This is a genomic window from Mycolicibacterium arabiense (assembly GCF_010731815.2).
Lineage (GTDB): Bacteria > Actinomycetota > Actinomycetes > Mycobacteriales > Mycobacteriaceae > Mycobacterium > Mycobacterium arabiense.
Genome location: NZ_AP022593.1, coordinates 3,331,283 through 3,349,673, shown reverse-complemented (window position 1 = coordinate 3,349,673; position 18,391 = coordinate 3,331,283). Strand labels below are relative to the sequence as shown.

Sequence of the window (18,391 nt, the reverse complement as noted above, 5' to 3'; positions counted from 1 at the left end):
CCGGTAGCCGCGCCGTTCGTACAGCCGGATCGCGTCGTGGTTGCCGGGTAGCGCACCGAGGACCAGGTCCGGGACGCCTCGTTCGCGCAGATGGGTCTCGAGCCGGTCGAGGAGCTCGGAGCCCAGGCCGCTACCCCGGTAGGCGGGCAGCACGCTGAGCGACTCGATCTCGCCGATCCACTCACCCGTGCGCCACGTGTCCGGAATCCCGGTGTCATTGACGGCCATCACGTGCGCCAGGCCGTAGCCGACGAGGTCGTCGCCCACCGACGCCAAGAGCAGCAGCGTGCCGGACTTCTCGAGCAGTTCCTCGTACAGGCCGCGGCGCTGCTCCCACGTCTCGTCGTCGCTGACGTACGGCGCGAGTTCCGGCATCGTCTCGGCGTGCCGATGGTGCACGGCCACCCACAGCGGCGCCAGCGCGTCGAGGTCAGCGGCGGAGCCGGTCCGGATCTGCCAGTCGTTCCCCATCCGCCGAGACTACGGAAGTCGACGCGTCGATCGGGGCGAACCGTCGACAACCGTCGTCTCGGCGCAGCGTCAGCTCCAGATACGCACGCGTGCAGCGGGTTCGAGGTACAGCCCGTCGGACTCCTCGACGCCGAACGCGTCGTAGTAGGCGTCGATGTTGCGTACCACGCCGTTGCAGCGGAACTCCGGCGGTGAGTGCGGGTCGATCGCCAACCGGCGGATCGCCTCGGCATCGCGGGACTTGGTGCGCCACACCTGGGCCCAGCCGTAGAACACGCGCTGCACACCCGTCAGCCCATCGATGACCGGTGCCGGCTTACCGTCGAGCGACAGCTCGTACGCCAACAGCGCGATCGACAACCCGCCGAGGTCGCCAATGTTCTCACCGACGGTGAACGCGCCGTTGACGTGGTGATTCGGTTCCAGCCCACGCGGCGTGAAGTGCTCGTACTGATCGATCAGCGCCTTGGTGCGCACCCCGAACTCGTCGCGGTCGCTGTCGGTCCACCAGTCGACGAGGTTGCCGTCACCGTCGTACTTGGCGCCCTGGTCGTCGAAGCCGTGCCCGATCTCGTGGCCGATCACCGCGCCGATGCCGCCGTAGTTGGCTGCGTCGTCGGCCTCGGCGTCGAAGAACGGCGGCTGCAGGATCGCCGCGGGGAAGACGATCTCGTTCATCCCCGGGTTGTAGTAGGCGTTGACGGTCTGCGGCGTCATGAACCATTCGTCGCGGTCGACGGGGCCGCCGAGCTTGGCCAGTTCGCGGTCGGTGTCGACGGCTTGGCCGCGAACGTAGTTGCCGTACAGGTCATCGCGATCGATGACCAGCGCCGAGTAGTCCCGCCACCGTGCCGGGTAACCAATCTTCGGGGTGAACTTGTCGAGCTTGGCCAGCGCGCGCTGCCGCGTCTCGGGCGTCATCCACTCCAGGTCGTTGATGCTGACCCGGTAGGCCTCGCGCAGGTTCTCGACGAGTTCGTCCATCCGCGCCTTCGCGCCGGGCGGGAAGTGCCGCTCGACGTAGAGCTTGCCGACCGCGTCACCCATCAGGCCCTCGACCAGTCCGACGCCGCGCTTCCAGCGGTCGCGGATCTGCTCGGTGCCCGACAGGGTGCGACCGTAGAAGTCGAAGTTCTCCTCGATCAGCTCGTCGGTCAGTAGCGACGCCCGCGCATTGATGACGCGCCAGCGCAGCCAGCGCTTCCAGTCCTCGAGGTCCCGCTCGGCCCACAGTGCGGCGAAGGCGGTCAGGAAGTCGGGCTGGCGGACGACGACCTCCGCGACCTGCTCGACAGTCGTGCCCAGCGCGGCCAGCCAGCCGGACCAGTCGAAGCCGGGCGCCTCTGCGGCCAGGTCGGCGAACGCACGCAGGTTGTAGGTCAGGTCGGCGTCGCGGCGCTTCACGACGTCCCAATGTGCTGCGGCGAGTGCGGTTTCCAGGCCGACGATGCGCTCGGCGGTCGCCTCCCACTCGCCGGGCTGGGGTTCGGCGCCGAAGACCAGGCCCAACATCCGCGCGATGTGCTTGGGGTAGGCCGCGAGGATCTCGGCGTGCTGCGGGTCGCGGTAGTAGGACTCGTCGGGCAGTCCCAGCCCCGACTGCGAGAAGTGCAGCAGGTAGCGGGTGGAGTCCTTCGAGTCTGTGTCGACGTACACGCCCGTGCCGCCGCCGACGCCCACCCGCTGCAGTGCCCCGAGCACCGACGCCAGCGCGTCACGATCGACGGCGAGGTCGACGGCCTCGAGTTCGTCGAGCAACGGCGTCACGCCGGCATTGGCAACGGCGGCCTCGTCCATGAAGCTGGCGAACAGATCGCCCACCCGCTGCTCGTCGGTGCCCGGCGCGGCCTTCAGGTCGCTGGCTTCGATGATGATGTCCCGGACCTGTTCCTCAGCCCGGTCGGCGAGCGTGCGGAACGCTCCGTCGGTCGCGCGGTCGGCGGGAATCTCGTATTCGGTCAGCCAGCGGCCGTTGACGTGTCCGAAGAGGTCGTCCTGGGGACGTGCGTCGTCGTCCACGTAGGACAGGTCGATACCGGATTTGAAGGCTTCAAGCGTCACTCCGCCATCCTGCCATCGCGTGGCGGGGGCGCGCCGCCGCCGAGGTCAGGCCGGGGACGACGGTGGCGGGACGGCGGGGACGCCGAGGAGTGCCGGGTACCCTCACGGCCATGCCCGACGAGCCAGCAGCAACGACCACCGAGGACGCAGGCGGTGGGATCACCGGTCTCGGGATCGCATCGGCCGTGCTCGGCGTCGTCTCCGTCGTGGCCGTCGTGCTCGCGTTCGTCATCTGGTCCGGTCACCGCAGTGACAGCGCGGAGCGGACCTATCAGACCGAGGTGCTGCAGACGGCCGTCGACTGGACCAACGTCCTGATCAACATGAACCAGGGCAGCCTCGACGAGAGCCTGCGCACGCTGCACGACGGCACCGTCGGACAGCTCAGCGCGGACTTCGAGTCGACCGTCGAGCCGTTCAAGCAACTGGTGACCAAGCTGCAGTCGCAGACCACCGGCCAGGTCGAGTCGGTGTCCATCGAATCACTGCATCACGACCCGCCCGGGCAGGCGCCGGCCGAGGACCAGCCCGAGCTGTCGTCGGTCGCGTCGCGCACCGACACCGTGATCGTGGTGGCGACGTCGCTGAGCCGCAACGCGGGCGCCCAGGAACCGCAGACCGTGCGGTGGAACCTCCGCCTGGGCGTCTCCGACGTCGACGGCAAGCTGCTGATCTCGCGGCTGGAGACGCTGCGTTGAGCGGATCGATGAGGAACCCGTTGCGGGTGGTGCTGTTCGACGTGCTGGCGCCCCTGGCGGCGCTCGCCGCGCTGATCTACGTCGGCATGGCACTGGCGTGGCCGCTGTGGTGGGTGTCGGTGTGCTCGGTGCTGTGCCTGCTGATCGTTCAGGCCATGGTCGTCGACTACGTGCTGTACCGCCGCGACGGCGTGACCGTCGGCACCGACGACGAGGGGCCGGGTCTACGGCTGGCGGTCGTCGGCATCGCGGCCGCGGCGCTGATCGCCGCCGTCGTGGTCGGCTATGCGCAGTGGACCGTGCCCTATCGCGCCATGCGCGCCGACGTCGACGAGGTGGTGGGCATCGCCAGCAGCGTCGCCGAGGCGTCGGCGACGTTCACTCCGCAGGACCCCAACGCGTCCATCGACCGTGCGGCGGGGCTGATGACACCCGAACGCGCGGAGACCTACCGCAACGAATTCGCCGCTGTGGCAAGGGAATTGACGAGCAAGAACATCTCGGGGCAGGCCGAGACGATCTCGGCCGGTGTCGAGGCGATCGGGCCCGCCGTCGCGAGCGTGGCCGTCGTCATGCGCGGCACGCAGAACGCTCCGAACAAGAAACCAGACGTCGCGGTCTACGCCTTGCGGATCACGCTGTCCAAGGACGGCGACGACTGGAAGGTCGTCGACGTGACGCCCATCAACGCTCGCTAGTCAGCGGCGGGTGCGGGCGTCGTGGATCTTGGCGAAGCGGTCGGACAGGCGCCGCATGCGGATCATCAGCGACGCGCTCGGGCACTGGCTGCCGTCGAGGTACGCCGCGAACGTCGCGGTCGGCAGGCCGATGCGCGAGGCGAACTCCTGCTCCCCGAGGCCTGACCGTTCGAGCAGCAGCCGGACGTGGCGGGCCACCTCGGCGCACTCGTTGGCCTCGAGGTGCGCGCGGGTCCGCACCAGGACCTCCTGCAGCGCCTTGGACACGCCGTAGGGCGGTGCCGTCTCGAGGACCTCTTCGACCTGCCGGGCGGTCCTGCCGTAGGGGTCGCGCTTGATCGCGACGACGATGCGCTGCCACACCGTCAGGTCGTCGGTGTCGAGGGCGGCGCGGATCGACGACGTGGGCCAGAACTCCACCGGGCGGTCGTCGACCGGTGGTCTGCGCTGTGCGGGGCCTGCGGCTTGACGCGGGCGACCCGGGGTGTCGCTGAACGTGTCCCGCGCGTCTGCGGACAACGTCACCTCGCCTCCTCCAGCATCGCCACCGCCACCGAGAGGCAGCGCTTTCTCACTCTCTCCCATTCGGCGCCCGCGTCGGGGTCCGCCGCTGCGGCGACGTCGTCCGCATCCGACGGGTGGGGATCGGCCAGACGGCGTACCAACTGCGTGGCCACCCACTGCCTGCGGGAGCGTTGACCAGAGTAATACCGGTCCATCCGGGCCAGCACCTCCGCCGCGGTTTGGGTCTCCATCGAGTCGATCAGATCGGCGAACTCCGTGAAGTCCCTGGTCGAGTTCCGGCACATGATCAGGTAGCTCTTCAGCCGCAGCGTCTCGGCGCCGGTGGGGATCTGCAGCCGGTCGCCGGTGGGCAGCAGCACGTTGGTGGTCTCCATCGGCTTGCGGCGTTCCACGACCGGCACGTCGGCATCGGCGGCGGTCTGCAGCGCGTCCAGCGCGACTGCGAGCCTGCCCCGCCACATCGTGACCGGGTGCACCGTCGTCGGCGGCACCTTCCTGCCCCCGCCGCGCACCGAGTAGAACCGGCCGCCCCGGGTGCCGATGCGGACGGTGTCGGTGCCTGCGGGTGCCACCGCGGTCGCGCCCGCGCCGACGGCATTGATCGCCCGCACGCCCGACCCGACGAGCAGGGCCTGGTCGCCGTCACTGGTCCGGCTCACCACGACCGGCCCGCAGCCGCTGAACGCCAGCGGGTCGGCGACCGTGATGCTCTGCGGCGCAAGGTTTTTCAACTTCGCCGCCGACTTGACGACGGTCCGGATGTCCGACCCGGACGGGCCCAGTTCGGAGATGTCCTCGGGGATGATGACGAGGTCGCCGATGTCCACCTTCGGCAGCGGCTTCTCGAAGTCGACCGACGGCAGGATGCGGTCGAGCCAACGCGGCAGCCACCAGTTCCACTCGGCGAACATCGCCATCAGCGCGGGCACCAGGATCAGGCGCACCACGGTCGCGTCGACGGCGATCGCCACCGCGCAGGCCACGCCCAGCTGGGCGACCAGCGGCATGCCCGCGAACGCGAACCCGACGAACACCGCGATCATGATCAGCGCGGCGCTGGTGATCGTGCGGGCGCTGGTGCTCACGCCGTAGGCGACGGCGTCGCGGGTGTTCTGGGTCTGGACGAACCGCTCCCGGATGCGGGTCAGCAGGAAGATCTCGTAGTCCATCGAGAGCCCGAACGTCATCGCGAGGACCAGCGGGGGGATGGTGCTGTCCAGCGAGGCCAGCGGCTCGAAGCCCAGCGGTTCGAGCCAGCCCCACTCGAACACCGCGACCAGGCTGCCGTAGGCGGCGGCGACCGACAGCACGGTCATCAGGACGCCCTTGAACGCCAGGAACACCGACCGGATCGAGATCAGCAGCATCACGAACGCGATCAGGGCGACGAACGCGAACACCAGCGGTTGGGTCGCCGACACCCTGTCGTCGAAGTCCTTGAGCAGCGCCGTCGGACCACCGACGTCGACCTGGGCCTGATCGCCGGCGGCCTGCGGCAGGTTGGCGCGCATCCAGTCGATGGACTCGCGGGCGCCGGGATCCTCGGGATCGACCGACAGCACCGCCGACAGCAGCGCGCTGCGGTTGTCGTCGCCGAACACCGGCGGCGACACGTTCGCCACGAACGGCGCCTCGGCGATCCTCGTCTCGACAGCGGTCAGGGTGCCGGCGTTCTCCGGTTGGTTGGCGTTGCGGTCGGGGAACGTCACCAGCACGCGGATCGGGCCGAGCGCACCGGGGCCGAGGGCCTCGGCCGCGGCGTTGATGCCGCCGCGGATCTCGTGGGTGGGCTCGAACTGTCGCTGCAGGCTGTTGCCGAGCGTCATCGCGAAGGCGGGCGCGGCCATCACGAGCAGGACCACGGCAGCCGAGATCGCCGACACCCACGGTCGGCGCATCACTCCGGTCACCCAGCGGGTCCAGAAGCGCGACTGCGTGGTGTCCGGGCGACGCGACAGGTGCAGGTAGGTCGAGCGCTTCGCGGCTGCCTTGCCGAACGTGCGCAACACCGCGGGCGTCAGCGTCGTCGACGTCAGCACCGCGACCGCGACCGCGAGGATCGCCCCGGTCGCCATCGAGGACAGCACGGGGGTCTGGATGAGGTAGATGCCGGTCACCGACGCGATCACCGTCAACCCCGACAGCAGCACCGCGAGCCCCGAGGTGCCCATCGCAGCGTCGGCCGCCTGTTCGGCGTCGCGCCCGGCGCGCAACTCCTCGCGGAACCGCATCAGGATGAACAGCGAATAGTCGACGGCCAGCGCGATGCCGAACATCGACACCGTCGACGTGACGAACACCGACATCGTGGTGATCGTCGACAACAGGAAGACCACGCCCATCGTCACCGCGACCGTGCACACGCCGAGCAGCAGGGGCAGCGCCGCCGCGGCCAGCGAGCCGAAGACCGCCAGCAGCACGATCATGACGATCGGCAGGTTCCACTTCTCGGCCTGGGCGATGTCGTGCTTGGTGGCCTCACCCGCCGCAGCGCTGAGCGCGCCCTGACCGATGACGTAGAGCCGGACCTTGCCGTCGGCCGTCTCACCGGGCTGATCACCCTCGATGCCGATCTCCTTGCGGAGCGACTTGGCGATGTCGGTGCTACCGCTGCCGAACCCGGTCTGCAGCGACACCACGTACGGCCGGTCCGGCTGCGGTGGGGGCTGCTGCGGGTTCGGGACGATCTTGACGCGTGGGTCGGCGGCAGCGATGCGCTCGAGGCCGGCGACCGCGCCGTTCATGTCCTCGAACGACGCGTCGGCGCGCGGTGCGGCGACCAGTGCCAGGGGCGACGCGCCCTGATCGGGGAAGTGGTCCTGGGTCTGGTACTCGACGTTCAGAGACTGTGAGCCGGAGACCTCGAAACCGCCGCCGGTCAGGTTGCCGGAGTTGGTCAGCGACAGGTACACCGCCGGCACCAGGAGCAGCAGCCATGCAGCGAAGACCGCCCAGCGATACCTGCGCAAGTTGCTGCTCAAGCGCATCATGAACTGCTGGATGACGAACCTCGGCCTTCTTCCCGGCGTTTCGTAGCCAGAGCGTACCGCAGGCTGAGGTAGGGTCCCCGGCCCGCGAGGGCCCCGTACCAGCCAGGGCCGCCTGCAGTCCGCGTGGCCCGCAGCCCCCATCCGAGTGACCTGCGGATTTGCTGGACGGATTGTGCGGTCGGCGCGTGTAGATGGCAGGATGGCGAGCGCAGGTCATCGTCGGGCCCCTCGCCGAGACGATGCCATGGCCGTACAGCGTGGGTTTCGCGACGCCACGGGCGGATCGCGACGATGAGGAGTCGTTCATGAGGACCAGTACCGGAACCACGCGTCGAGGACTCCTCGGCGTGTTCGCTGTGACTGCGGCGGGCGGTGCTGCGGTGGCGGCGCTGGCCGTTCCCGGCGGGCTGTCCGCCCCGTCTGCGACGGCGGCAGCCGATCCCTGCGCAGCCAGCGAGGTGGCCAAGACCCTCGGCTCGGTGGCTACGACCACGGGCAACTACCTCGACACCCACCCCGAGACGAACACCGCGCTGACCACGATCTCGCAACAGCAGGCCGGGCCGCAGCAACTCGTCGCGATCAAGTCGTACTTCGACGCCAACCCGCAGGCAGCCACGGACATGCAGCAACTGCAGGCCCCGCTGGTCGGCCTCTCGAGCCGCTGCAAGCTGCCGCTGACGCTGCCCCAGCTGCTCGGGCTCATGCAGTCCGCACAGGGCGGCGCAGCGCAGGGTGCGACGGCGGGTGCTTTGCCGGCAACCTCCCCGAACGCGCAGACCGCTGGCGTGCAGGGACCTCTCGGCCTGTCCTCGCCGTCGACGGCGTCGCCCGCCCGGCAGGGCACCGGGCCCCTGCCCGGCCCGGCCTCCCGGTCCGCGGGCTAACTCCCAACGCGGCCGGCGCCCCCAGCGAGGGTCCGCTGACCTGCGATTCTCGGCGTCTTCACAGCCGATTGGGCGCAAGGCAAGAAAGTCGGAACGGATTCTGCTTAGCTTTCCGTTGTCGGTAACCGACAGCGGTTACGGCGTCTGAAGTTCTCGAGAAGGAGCTTGACCATGTTGCTCTCGGCCCGTGCTGGGCGACGTGCGGTAGCTGGTGCCTTGGGCGCCGGTTCGATCGCCGGCGCGATGCTGTTCGGTGCGATCCCCTCCGCCATGGCGGACGATCCCGCGCTGAACCCGCCGAACTGCACCGCCGCCGACCTGGCCGGTGTGGCCTCCGGCGTCTCGGCTTCGACCTCGGCCTACCTCTTCACCCACCCCGACGTGAACTGGTTCTTCACCAGCCTCGAGGGCAAGGAGCGCGAGGAAGTCCGCGTCGAGGTCGACCGCTACCTCAACGACAACCCGCAGGTGAAGGCCGAGCTGACGGGGATCCGCCAGCCCCTGGTCGACCTGAAGAACCGCTGCGGCTCGGCACCGGCGCCCGCAATCCCGTAGGCCCGATGCCGTTGCGGCAGGGGGCACCTCCAATTCCGGGGGAGGACACCGGCGCGGAGCGGTCGGGGCAGTCCGAGACGTCTGACGTGTCAGACCGAACGGTGTCCGACGGCTCCGGCCGGATGGTCTTGATGGTCGACGACGACCCTGACGTCCGTACGTCGGTGTCGCGTGGGCTGCGGCACTCCGGCTTCGACGTCCGCGTCGCGTCCAACGGCAAGGAAGCGTTGCGACTGCTGTCGACCGAGACCCACGACGCGCTCGTGCTCGACGTGCAGATGCCCGAACTCGACGGCGTCGCGGTGGTCACCGCGCTGCGCGCGCTCGGCAACGACATTCCGATCTGCGTGCTGTCGGCGCGCGACACCGTCAACGACCGGATCGCCGGACTCGAGGCCGGTGCCGACGACTACCTGACCAAACCGTTCGACCTCGGCGAACTCGTCGCGCGCCTGCATGCGCTGCTGCGTCGGTCGGCGCACAACGAGCAGTCGTCGGACAGCATGACCGTCGGACCGCTGACCATCGACACCGCGCGGCGCCTCGTCTTCGTCGACGGTGAACGCGCCGACCTCACCAAGCGCGAGTTCGACCTGCTGGCCGTGCTGGCCGAGAACGCAGGCGTCGTGCTGTCCCGGCAGCGCCTGCTCGAGCTGGTCTGGGGTTACGACTTCGACGTTGACACCAACGTCGCCGACGTCTTCATCAGCTACCTGCGGCGCAAGCTGGAACGCGACGGGCACAGCAGGGTCATCCACACGGTGCGTGGGATCGGTTACGTCCTGCGCGCCGACCCGTAGCGGTGCAACTCCCTCGGTTCCTCCGCTCGGCGTCGCTGCGGACCCGGGTGGCGCTGGCATCGGCGGCCGCCGCCGCCGCGGTGGTCGCGGTGTTCACCGTCCTCACGTCGGTCGTCCTCGCCAACAACGATGCGGCACAACTGGATCGGCGACTCGACTCGATCGTCGACGCCAGCGTGTATCCCGACCAGAGCGACTCCACCCGCGGCGTGCTCACCACGGGCCGGTCGCGCACGACGGGACAGGTGGTGTTCCAACGCGGCTTTCAGCTGCCGCAGCTGACACCGGGCACCGACACCGTCGAGGTGAACGGCCTCGACTACCGGGTGCGCACCATCCCGGTGGACCAGCAGGGCGGCGTGCTGATGTCGGTGGGCATCCGTGCCGACAGCATCCTGTTGAGCCGCGCGCGGATCCCGCTCTACACGGCGGTCGGGGTCGGCACCGTGCTGATCGCCGCGGGGCTCGGGTGGCTGCTGGCCGGCCCCGCGATCCGACCGCTGCGCAGGCTGACCGCGCAGACGCTGCGGCTGGGCAAGGGCACCGAGAAGATCGACCCGGTCAAGGGCGTCCGGGAGGCCGAGGACCTCTCCGACGCGATGGTCGGGATGCTCAGCAGGCTGGCCGCCGCACAGCAGGCGACGACCAACAGCCTGCAGGCCGCCCAGGACTTCGCCGCCAACGCCGCCCACGAGTTGCGCACGCCGCTGACCGCCATGCGGGCCGACCTCGACACGCTGCGCATCCACGATCTGCCCGCCGACGAGCGCGATGAGGTGGTCGCTGACCTGTCGCGTGCGCAACGACGCGTCGAGGCGATCATCACCGCACTGGGCCAATTGGCCTCGGGGCAGCTCGCGCAGGCCGAGGACCGCGAGGCCATCGACGTCACGGACCTGCTCGACCGGGTGGCGCGCGAGAACGCCCACCACGGCGTGGAGATCGTCGTCGAGGTGGGCGAGGACGTCGGGTCCGTATGGGGCTGGCCGGGCGGTCTGCGGCTGGCAGTGGACAACCTGGTGCGCAACGCGGTGGCGCACGGCGAGGCGACGCGGATCGTCCTGTCGGCCTACCCGTCCGGGTCCTCGATGGTCATCGTCGTCGACGACAACGGGCGCGGGTTGCCCGCCGAGGAACACGAGGCGGTGCTCGGCCGGTTCGCCCGCGGCAGCACGGCGACCGCGGGCGGCTCGGGCCTTGGCCTCGCGCTCGTGGCGCAGCAGGCGGCACTGCACGGCGGCACCATCGAGCTGTCCGACGGACCGATGGGCGGCCTGCGTGCCACGCTGACGGTGTCGACGTCTGCCGACACCGAGCAGGTCACCGATCGAGTCGAGTTGGTCGGCGCCGAACCAGGACCGCTGCGACGCCACGCCAGCCGAGTAGCAGGGCTGCGGTCACGAGCGAAGCGACCACCACGAAGCTGACCGCGGTGCCCTGACCCGACACCTTGCGCAACGCCATGCCGACGACCACGGTCGCCAGCCAGACCGCCAGGCCCGTCGGAGTCAGCGAGGTGGGTCGCCGCCAGCCGCGAATCGCCAACCAGCCCAACGCCGTTCCGGTGAGGAACGGCCATGCCGTCTCGGCAACGCCCGCGATGCTCAGGCCCTCGGCATGGCTGCGCCGCCCGATGGTGCAGAACACCACCACGCAGACGGCATCGGCGAGCAGTGCGGCGGCGACGGTCCGTCTAGCCGAGGTCATAGGTCATCACGTCCAGAACCAGTGGGCTGACATCGGTTTCGTCACGGGCGGTGAACCCGGGCGTCATCGGTGCGGGCCGGCCGTCGAGCAGCGGGTCGAGTGCGGCCTGGTCGGTCACGCGGCCGTCGAGTCCGAACGTCTGGAACACGAACGGCAAACCGTCGGCGCGCAGCGGGTCGGGTGTGCTCATCACGTGGAAGTGCAGGTGCGGTGCGTCGGTATTGCCCGAGTTGCCGAGATTGCCGAGCACCTGGCCGGCGCTGAGCTGGTCGCCGGGCTTCACCTTTACCGAGCCGGTCTTCAGATGCGCGTAGAACGCGTATCTCTTCTCGGTCCCTCCGCCGGAGATGTCCTGTACGACGTGGTTGCCGCCGTACTCCTCGAGGCGCAGGCCGCTCGGCGCCCTGCCCGCCACCTGTTCGGGCAACCCGTCGAGTACAGACACCACGGGGCCGTCGGCCACGGCGTGAACGTCGGCGCCGAAGTAGGGGTAGGACTCGACCTTGGCCTTGTCACCCCGGAAGATCGTGCCGTCCTCGCTCAGTTGCACGTAGTCGATGGCGAAGCGCTCGGCTGCCCACAGCTCGCCGTTGAGTGGGTTGAGCGCCATGCGGTGGGCGGTCATGTCGCAGCAGCTGTTGCCGTCCAACCAGCGGGGGCCGTCGAGCGGCGGTGAGATGACCGCCGGTTCGTTGGTGGAGACGGTCGTGGGTGCGACGTCGACGACCATGGTGGCGGGCAGCAGCGGCGGCATGGGCTTGCTCAGGCCGACGTCGATGGTGTGCGAGAGTTCCTGCGGGACAGCAGGTGTGCTGCTGCCCTCGGCGCCATCGATGACGACGTCCAGCCAGACGATGCCGCTCTGGCCGAGCCCGAACGTCCTGGTCGGCTTGGCCGCGTCGCCGAGGATCCGGGTCCGCGACGCCAGGTCGTCGCCCGACAGCGTCAGCAGTGACCGGTCCCCGGCCTTCACGGTCACCGAGCGCAGATCGAGGTCCTGGCCGAGCGCGTTGGTCAGGTCGAGTTCGTACGCGAGGTGGACCTTGCCGTCGGTCATGGGCACCGGGATCGGCGCCGACAACACGCGTGCCAGCATGGGTGTCGCCACTGCGGGTTCGGCCTCGGCGACCTGCGGACCCGACGTCGACGGTGATCCGGAATCGGTTGTCGGAGTTGCTGATTCACTGCCACCGGAACAGGCGGTGAGCAACGACAGGGCCGCGAGCAGGGCGGCGGCGCGACGCGCGGGATTCGTCATCGATCGATCCTAGGGGTCACGGTCACGCCGCGATTCCGATTCGCGAACGGCCTCGGGGTGGGCGTCGCCACGGGACGTCTCGGCGGTCTCGGCGTCCGTGGCGTCGGGGTCGATGTCCTTCTCGGTGCGGAACATGAAGAAGAACACGACCCAGCCGATGGCGGAGATGAAGATCCAGCTGACCAGGCGATAGATCAGCATCGTGGAGATGGCCGAGGCCAACGTCATTCCGCTCGACACCAGGCCGGGCACCAGGACCGCCTCCACGACCAGGAGCCCGCCGGGCATCAGCGGTATCGCCCCCACCGCGCGGGCGGCGGCGTAGGCGACGGTCAGGCCCGCCAGCGACGGATGCCCACCCGCGGCGTACGCGGCGAACGCCAGGCATGCCACGTCGGCGATCCAGTTGAACAGTGACCAGCTGAACGCGGTACCCAGTGCGCGGCGGCTCAGGCTGACCGACTCCAGCTGTTCGAGGGTCTCCCGCCATTTCTCCAGCCCGGTGTCGGATGGCTTGTTGCGCAACGAGTTCACCCACGACAGCAGCTTCGCGCCGATGCCCTCGATCTGCTGCGGGTTGGCCGCCACCGACTGCGCGAGCAGCAGCAGCGCGACGAACCCGCCGAGCGTGAAGATCAGCGACAGCGGGTTCTTGCTGGCGCCGAGCAGGAAGGCGCCGCCGAGTCCCAGGAGCGCGAGGCCGACGGCCTGCAGCACGCCGGACATGACGAGCTGCCAGGACGCCACCACGGGCGAGGCGCCCCACATGCGCTGCTGCCGGTAGATGAACGTCGCGGAGAGCACCGGTCCGCCCGGCATCGTCGTGGACAGCGCGTTGCCCGCGTAGAACGCGGCCTCCGAGCGCCACTGCCGGACCTGGACGCCCGCCGACCGCAGCAGCGTCCGCTGGATCTGGGCGAAGCTGTGCATCGACGCCATGGCGGCCACCACGCACGCCAGCACCCACCGCGGGTCCGCGGTCAAGATGCTCTTCCACGCCTTGGCGAGTTGGTCCCACACCAGGACGATCTCGACCGTCAGCACGATCACCGCGAGGGCGATGAGCACCCAGCGCAGCCACCAGTACTTTCCGCGCGGGCGGCTCTCCTGGGGAGCGTCGCCGGCCGGCGCGTCGTGCGACACGCCCTACAGGGTAACGGCGGGTTGCCCAGCTCAAAGCCTCCCGCGTCGGGGCGAGTTCACTCGTTACGCTTCCGCCATGTCACGGGGCGGGTCGGGCGGGTTCTCGGTGGATTCGGCAGCGGACGCGGCGGTGCACCCGCTGGTCCGCAAGACCGCCGCCTGGTCGTGGCGGGTGTTGGTGATCCTCGCTGCGCTGCTGGCACTGCTGTGGGTGGTCTCGCGACTCGAGTTGATCGTGGTGCCGGTGCTGCTGGCCACGATGGTGGCGGCGATGCTGATGCCGGTCGTCGACGGCCTCGATCGGCGCGGCCTCAACCGCGGCGCCGCGGTGGCGGTGGTCCTGCTGACCGGGATCGTCGTCGTGGGCGGCCTGCTCACCTTCGTCGTCAGCCAGTTCATCGCCGGTGCGCCCGCCCTCGTCGAGCAGGTCACCCGCAGCATCACCAACTTCCGGCAGGCGCTCTCGAGCGGGGTGTTCGCCCACTTCAGCAACGACCAGGTGCGCAGTGCGTCCGACGCGGCCATCCAGGCCTTGAAGGACAACCAGGCCAAGCTCACCAGCGGGGCGTTCTCCACGGCGGGCACCATCGCCGAGATCGTCACCGGCGCACTGCTGATGTTCTTCACGCTGGTGTTCCTGCTGCACGGTGGCCGCAGCATCTTCGCCTTCGTCTCGCTGATCTTCCCGACGACCGTCCGTACCCGGGTCCGCGACGCGGGGCGGGCGGGCTTCCACTCGCTGATCGGCTACGTGCGCGCGACGTTCCTGGTGGCCCTGGTCGATGCGATCGGCATCGGAACCGGCCTGGCCATCATGAGCATCCCGCTGGCTCTGCCGCTGGCGTCGCTGGTGTTCCTGGGTGCGTTCATCCCGCTGGTCGGTGCGGTGCTCACCGGGGGTCTGGCGGTGATCGTCGCGCTGATCGCCAAGGGCTGGGTCTACGCCCTGATCACGTTCGGTCTGATCATCGCCGTGCAGCAGCTCGAGGCGCACGTCCTGCAGCCGCTGGTGATGGGCCGCGCGGTGTCCATCCATCCACTGGCGGTGGTGCTGGCGATCGCGACCGGCGGCGTGCTGGCTGGCATCGTCGGGGCGCTGCTGGCCATACCCATCGTCGCGTTCCTCAACAGCGCGGTGCGGGTGCTGCTGGCCGCCGACCCGGCCGCCGAGGAAGCGATCCTCGTGGCCGAGTCGGGGCCACCGATCAAGGGCAACGCCGACGACGTCGAGCAGGAACCGCCGAGGGGCTAGATCCGGCCTTCGCGGCGCAGCAGGTCGGCTGCGCTCATGCCGCCGCCACGCCGCTTGCGCTCGTCCTCCGCCGCCGCCTCGCGCGTGTCGATCTTCTCGGTCGACTCGGGATCCTGCTTGCGCTGCGCGGGGATCGCGGTGGTCGGCTCGTCCCGCTCGGGCTGCTGGGCCCGCTGCTCGGGCATCGTCCGCGTGGGTTCGGCCGACGGCTGCGCCGGAGCGCCACCGCGCAGCTCACCCAGCCACGACTCGATCTCGCGATTCGAGCGGGCGGGCTCGGCTCGGCGCGACGGCGTCGGAACGGCGGGCGGCGCCTGTGGCGTGCCTGCCCTGGCGGGGTCGACGCGTGGCGTGCGCGTGGTCGGCGCGTCGACCGGCGCTTCCGTCGGCGCGGCGAAGCGCGTCGTCGGAGCCTCACCGGACGTCGCACCCGCGCCTGCGGGCGTCGGGATGCGCGTGGTGCCGGTCGCCGACGGCGGGTTCACCCGCGGCGGTGCTGACGGCACCGGCGGGATGCGGCCGCCACCGCGTGACGGACGCGGGGGCAGCGGCGGGCGCGGAGGTAGCGGCGCACCGCCACCACCGTCGGGGTGTCCGGGATCGTGCGGCGGTCGAGGCCGCACGGGTGCACCGGCACCGACGAGGGCCTCGTCCGGCTCGCGCTCGCGAACGGTCGGCCGCTTGCGCTCGTCGGGCAGCTCGGTCTCGCCGAGGCCGAGCCGCTCCTGCAGGCGCTTCATCCAGCGCGGCGCCCACCAGCAGTCGTCGCCGAGCATCTTCATGATCGCGGGCACCAGGAACATTCGGACGACGGTCGCGTCGAGAAGCAACGCAAGCAGCAGACCGAACGCCAGGTACTTCATCATCACCAGGTCGGAGAACACGAACGCGCCCGCGACGACCGCGAGGACCAGGGCCGCGCCGGTGATCAGCCGGCCCGTGGTCGCGGTACCGATGCGGATCGCCTCGGCCGTCGACATGCCCCGCGCTCTGGCCTCCACCATGCGGGACACCAGGAACACCTCGTAGTCGGTCGACAGACCCCAGATGACCGCGATGATCAGACCGATCATCGGCGCCATCAGCGGCTGCGGCGTGTAGTTCATCAGCCCGGACCCGTGGCCCTCGACGAACATCCAGGTGAGGACGCCCATCGTCGAACCGAGGGTCAGCGCGCTCATCAACGCGGCCTTGATCGGCAGCACCACCGACCCGAACGCCAGGAACATCAGGATGGTCGTAGTCGTGATGAGCAGCAGGCCCATCAGCGGCAGCTTGTCGAACAGGCTGTGGATGGAGTCCTGCTCCAGGGCAGGCGTGCCACCGACGGACACGGTGATGCCGCGCGGCGGCGGGATGGCCCGCAGCTCGTCGATCTTCTCGGCGGCGTCGGCCCGGTTCACCAGGCCGTTCTGAATCACCCGGGTGTCCGGGTTCTTCGACGCGCCGTCGAGGTAGGAGCGTTCCTGCCACATCTTGGTCGGGTCGTCCTCGGGCTCGATGAACCCGGGGATGGTCATGGCCTTGGCGCGGACCTCGGCGATCTGCTGGTCGGTGACCGGTTCGCCGTCGTCGCTCTCGAGGACCATGGTCAGCGGTTCGGTGCGGAACCCGGGGAAGGTCCGGTCGAACTGCTCCTGGGCCTGACGGACCGAGTTGTCCGGTGGGAGGTACTTCTCGCTGATGCCCGCGAGCGCGAGCTGACCCAGCGGGATGATGAGGATGATCATGAAGATCACGATCGGCGCGGCGAAGGCGACCGGCCGCTTCATGACGCGGTTGACGAGCTTGCCCCAGAAGCCCTTCTCGACCTCGGCGCGCGTCTTGTTCTTCTGCGTCTTCTCCGCGAGCCAGTGCAGCCACCACACGATGGGCTTGCGGGCCAGCGGCACGTACCGCGCGAGGGCGAGGCCGAACGTCACCACCACGAGGAAGATGACGATGCCCATCAGCATCCAGAACACGGCAGTGCCGATGACGTCGGCGTCCCGCAGCGCGATCACGCCGTAGGCCATCGCGCCGTACAGCGCGGTGTAGCCGATGACCTGACCGATGAGGGCCAGGTTGGCGCCCTGCTCGCCGGTCTGCTTGATGCGCTTGCGGGCGATGTGACCGAGCGCGATGCCGACGGGCGGCACCAGCAGACCCAGCGGGATCGACGCCAGCGCGAAGGTGTTGGTCTTCTGCACCGAGGGGTCGCCCGCGACGGGGTCGGGCTCGGCGAACTTGATCAGCGTCTTGACGCCCAGCGCGTCGACGCGCGGGCCGAGGATCGCCAGCGCGGCGGCCAGCACGGTGATCGACAGGATCGCGGCGATCATGACCGAGGCGATGATCGCGTAGGTGATCGACTTCAGGAAGCCCTGCGGGAACAGCAGCAGCGGAACCGAGGAGGCGACGAGGATCACCGCGGAGAACATGACGGTGCGGCCGGAGGTCATCACCGTGCGGCGTACCGCCGCTTCGGTGTCGTAGCCCTCGGCGAGTTCCTCTCGGAACCGGCTGACCATGAACAAGCCGTAGTCGACGGCGATGCCCAGGCCCATGAGCGTCACCACCGGCTGGGCGAAGAAGTGCACGGGGATGAACTCGGCAGCCAGACGCATGACGCCGAGCGCACCGGCGATGGTCAGGCCGCCGATGACGCCGGGCAGCGCAGCGGCGATGACACCGCCGAACACGAAGAACAGCACGACGCAGACCAGTGGGATGGCGGCGACCTCGGCGCGCTTCTGGTCCTCGCCGATGGTGCCGGTCAGTTCACTGGCCAGCGGCTGCAGGCCTGCCTGCTGAACCTCGACGCCATCGATGTTCAGGGCTTCCTTGACGGTCTTGCCGTCCTCGCCGACGTTCTTGTTGTAGTTGTTCAGGATCGCGTCGTCGTTGTCGCCCTTGAGCTGCACCGACATGAAGGCCCGCTGCTTGTCCGCATCGGCCATGTTCTTGAGCAGTTCGGGGCTCTTGAAGTAGCCGATGGTCCGCAGGACCTGGTCGGGGTGTTCGCGTTCGAGTTCTGCGAGGTTGTCGAGGACCTTCTTCTGGAACGCCGGGTCGTCGACGGTCTTGCCGTCCGGCGCGGTGTAGATGGCCACGATGTGGCCGGACGTGTCACGGCCGTAGGCCGCGTCCGCGGCCAGCGACGCGTGCACCGACTGGCTGCCCTCGTCGTAGAAACCACTCTGCGTGACGTGGGAACCAAGGCTGATTCCGTACACGCCGCCACCAAGGCACAGTGCGACCATGATTCCAATGACTGCGTATCGGAATCGGTACACCGTTCGACCCCACCAAGCGAACACGCTTAGCTCCTTACGATTCGTATCAAGACTGTGCCTCGGGCTGCATT

14 protein-coding genes and 1 pseudogene are annotated in these 18,391 nt (G+C 69.4%); 7 read left to right on the top strand and 8 right to left on the bottom strand.

Annotation, left to right across the window (positions count from 1 at the left end):
- Window positions 1-3 precede the first annotated feature (3 nt).
- A pseudogene (locus G6N61_RS31340) lies at window positions 4-471 on the bottom strand (N-acetyltransferase family protein); the annotation flags it as partial.
- 69 nt (window positions 472-540) lie between these two features.
- On the bottom strand, window positions 541-2,532 hold the full coding sequence (locus G6N61_RS17725) for a M13 family metallopeptidase (RefSeq protein ID WP_163919701.1): 1,992 nt from the start codon (window positions 2,530-2,532) through the stop codon (window positions 541-543).
- A 110-nt stretch (window positions 2,533-2,642) separates the two neighbouring features.
- Between G6N61_RS17725 and G6N61_RS17720 the strand changes: the two genes are divergently transcribed.
- Entirely contained in the window at window positions 2,643-3,230 is a 588-nt protein-coding gene (locus G6N61_RS17720; protein ID WP_163919700.1) for a hypothetical protein, read from the top strand.
- A gap of 8 nt (window positions 3,231-3,238) precedes the next feature.
- A complete protein-coding gene (locus G6N61_RS17715) occupies window positions 3,239-3,928 on the top strand; it encodes a hypothetical protein (RefSeq protein ID WP_163919699.1) in 690 nt (229 codons plus the stop codon).
- On the opposite strand, the gene G6N61_RS17710 is transcribed toward G6N61_RS17715, so the two are convergent.
- The gene (locus tag G6N61_RS17710; RefSeq protein WP_179973477.1) at window positions 3,929-4,453 is read right to left on the bottom strand and encodes an XRE family transcriptional regulator; all 525 of its coding nucleotides are present in this window, start codon (window positions 4,451-4,453) and stop codon (window positions 3,929-3,931) included. It lies immediately after the preceding gene.
- The gene (locus G6N61_RS17705) at window positions 4,450-7,443 is read right to left on the bottom strand and encodes an MMPL family transporter (RefSeq protein ID WP_163919697.1); all 2,994 of its coding nucleotides are present in this window, start codon (window positions 7,441-7,443) and stop codon (window positions 4,450-4,452) included. The genes G6N61_RS17710 and G6N61_RS17705 overlap by 4 nt, the downstream gene beginning before the upstream one ends.
- Before the next feature lie 305 nt (window positions 7,444-7,748).
- On the opposite strand from G6N61_RS17705, the gene G6N61_RS17700 reads away from it, so the two are divergent.
- From G6N61_RS17700 to G6N61_RS17685, 4 genes are all read left to right on the top strand, one after another.
- Window positions 7,749-8,330, top strand: a complete 582-nt coding sequence (locus G6N61_RS17700) for a hemophore (protein WP_163919696.1) — start codon at window positions 7,749-7,751, stop codon at window positions 8,328-8,330.
- 171 nt (window positions 8,331-8,501) lie between these two features.
- Window positions 8,502-8,885, top strand: coding sequence for a heme-binding protein (locus tag G6N61_RS17695; RefSeq protein WP_163919695.1), 384 nt, complete (start codon window positions 8,502-8,504; stop codon window positions 8,883-8,885).
- A gap of 122 nt (window positions 8,886-9,007) precedes the next feature.
- Window positions 9,008-9,685, top strand: coding sequence for a response regulator transcription factor (locus G6N61_RS17690; RefSeq protein ID WP_163924903.1), 678 nt, complete (start codon window positions 9,008-9,010; stop codon window positions 9,683-9,685).
- 2 nt (window positions 9,686-9,687) lie between these two features.
- Window positions 9,688-11,112, top strand: a complete 1,425-nt coding sequence (locus tag G6N61_RS17685) for a HAMP domain-containing sensor histidine kinase (RefSeq protein ID WP_163919694.1) — start codon at window positions 9,688-9,690, stop codon at window positions 11,110-11,112.
- Here the strand turns inward: G6N61_RS17685 and G6N61_RS17680 are convergent.
- Genes G6N61_RS17680 through G6N61_RS17670 form a run of 3 tightly spaced genes read right to left on the bottom strand, consistent with a single transcriptional unit; the run spans window position 11,006 to window position 13,793 of the window.
- Entirely contained in the window at window positions 11,006-11,392 is a 387-nt protein-coding gene (locus G6N61_RS17680; RefSeq protein ID WP_163919693.1) for a DUF3054 domain-containing protein, read from the bottom strand. The two genes, G6N61_RS17685 and G6N61_RS17680, sit on opposite strands and share 107 nt — an antisense overlap.
- A complete protein-coding gene (locus G6N61_RS17675) occupies window positions 11,379-12,650 on the bottom strand; it encodes a M23 family metallopeptidase (protein WP_163919692.1) in 1,272 nt (423 codons plus the stop codon). The genes G6N61_RS17680 and G6N61_RS17675 overlap by 14 nt, the downstream gene beginning before the upstream one ends.
- Window positions 12,651-12,659: 9 nt before the next feature.
- Window positions 12,660-13,793: a lysylphosphatidylglycerol synthase transmembrane domain-containing protein gene (locus tag G6N61_RS17670; protein ID WP_163919691.1), complete on the bottom strand. Its 1,134-nt coding sequence runs from the start codon at window positions 13,791-13,793 to the stop codon at window positions 12,660-12,662.
- 76 nt (window positions 13,794-13,869) lie between these two features.
- Here G6N61_RS17670 and G6N61_RS17665 point away from each other — a divergent pair, with 76 nt between their 5' ends.
- Window positions 13,870-15,045: an AI-2E family transporter gene (locus tag G6N61_RS17665; protein ID WP_163919690.1), complete on the top strand. Its 1,176-nt coding sequence runs from the start codon at window positions 13,870-13,872 to the stop codon at window positions 15,043-15,045.
- Here G6N61_RS17665 and G6N61_RS17660 read toward each other — a convergent pair.
- A complete protein-coding gene (locus G6N61_RS17660; RefSeq protein ID WP_163919689.1) occupies window positions 15,042-18,344 on the bottom strand; it encodes an MMPL family transporter in 3,303 nt (1,100 codons plus the stop codon). The two genes, G6N61_RS17665 and G6N61_RS17660, sit on opposite strands and share 4 nt — an antisense overlap.
- Window positions 18,345-18,391: the final 47 nt, after the last annotated feature.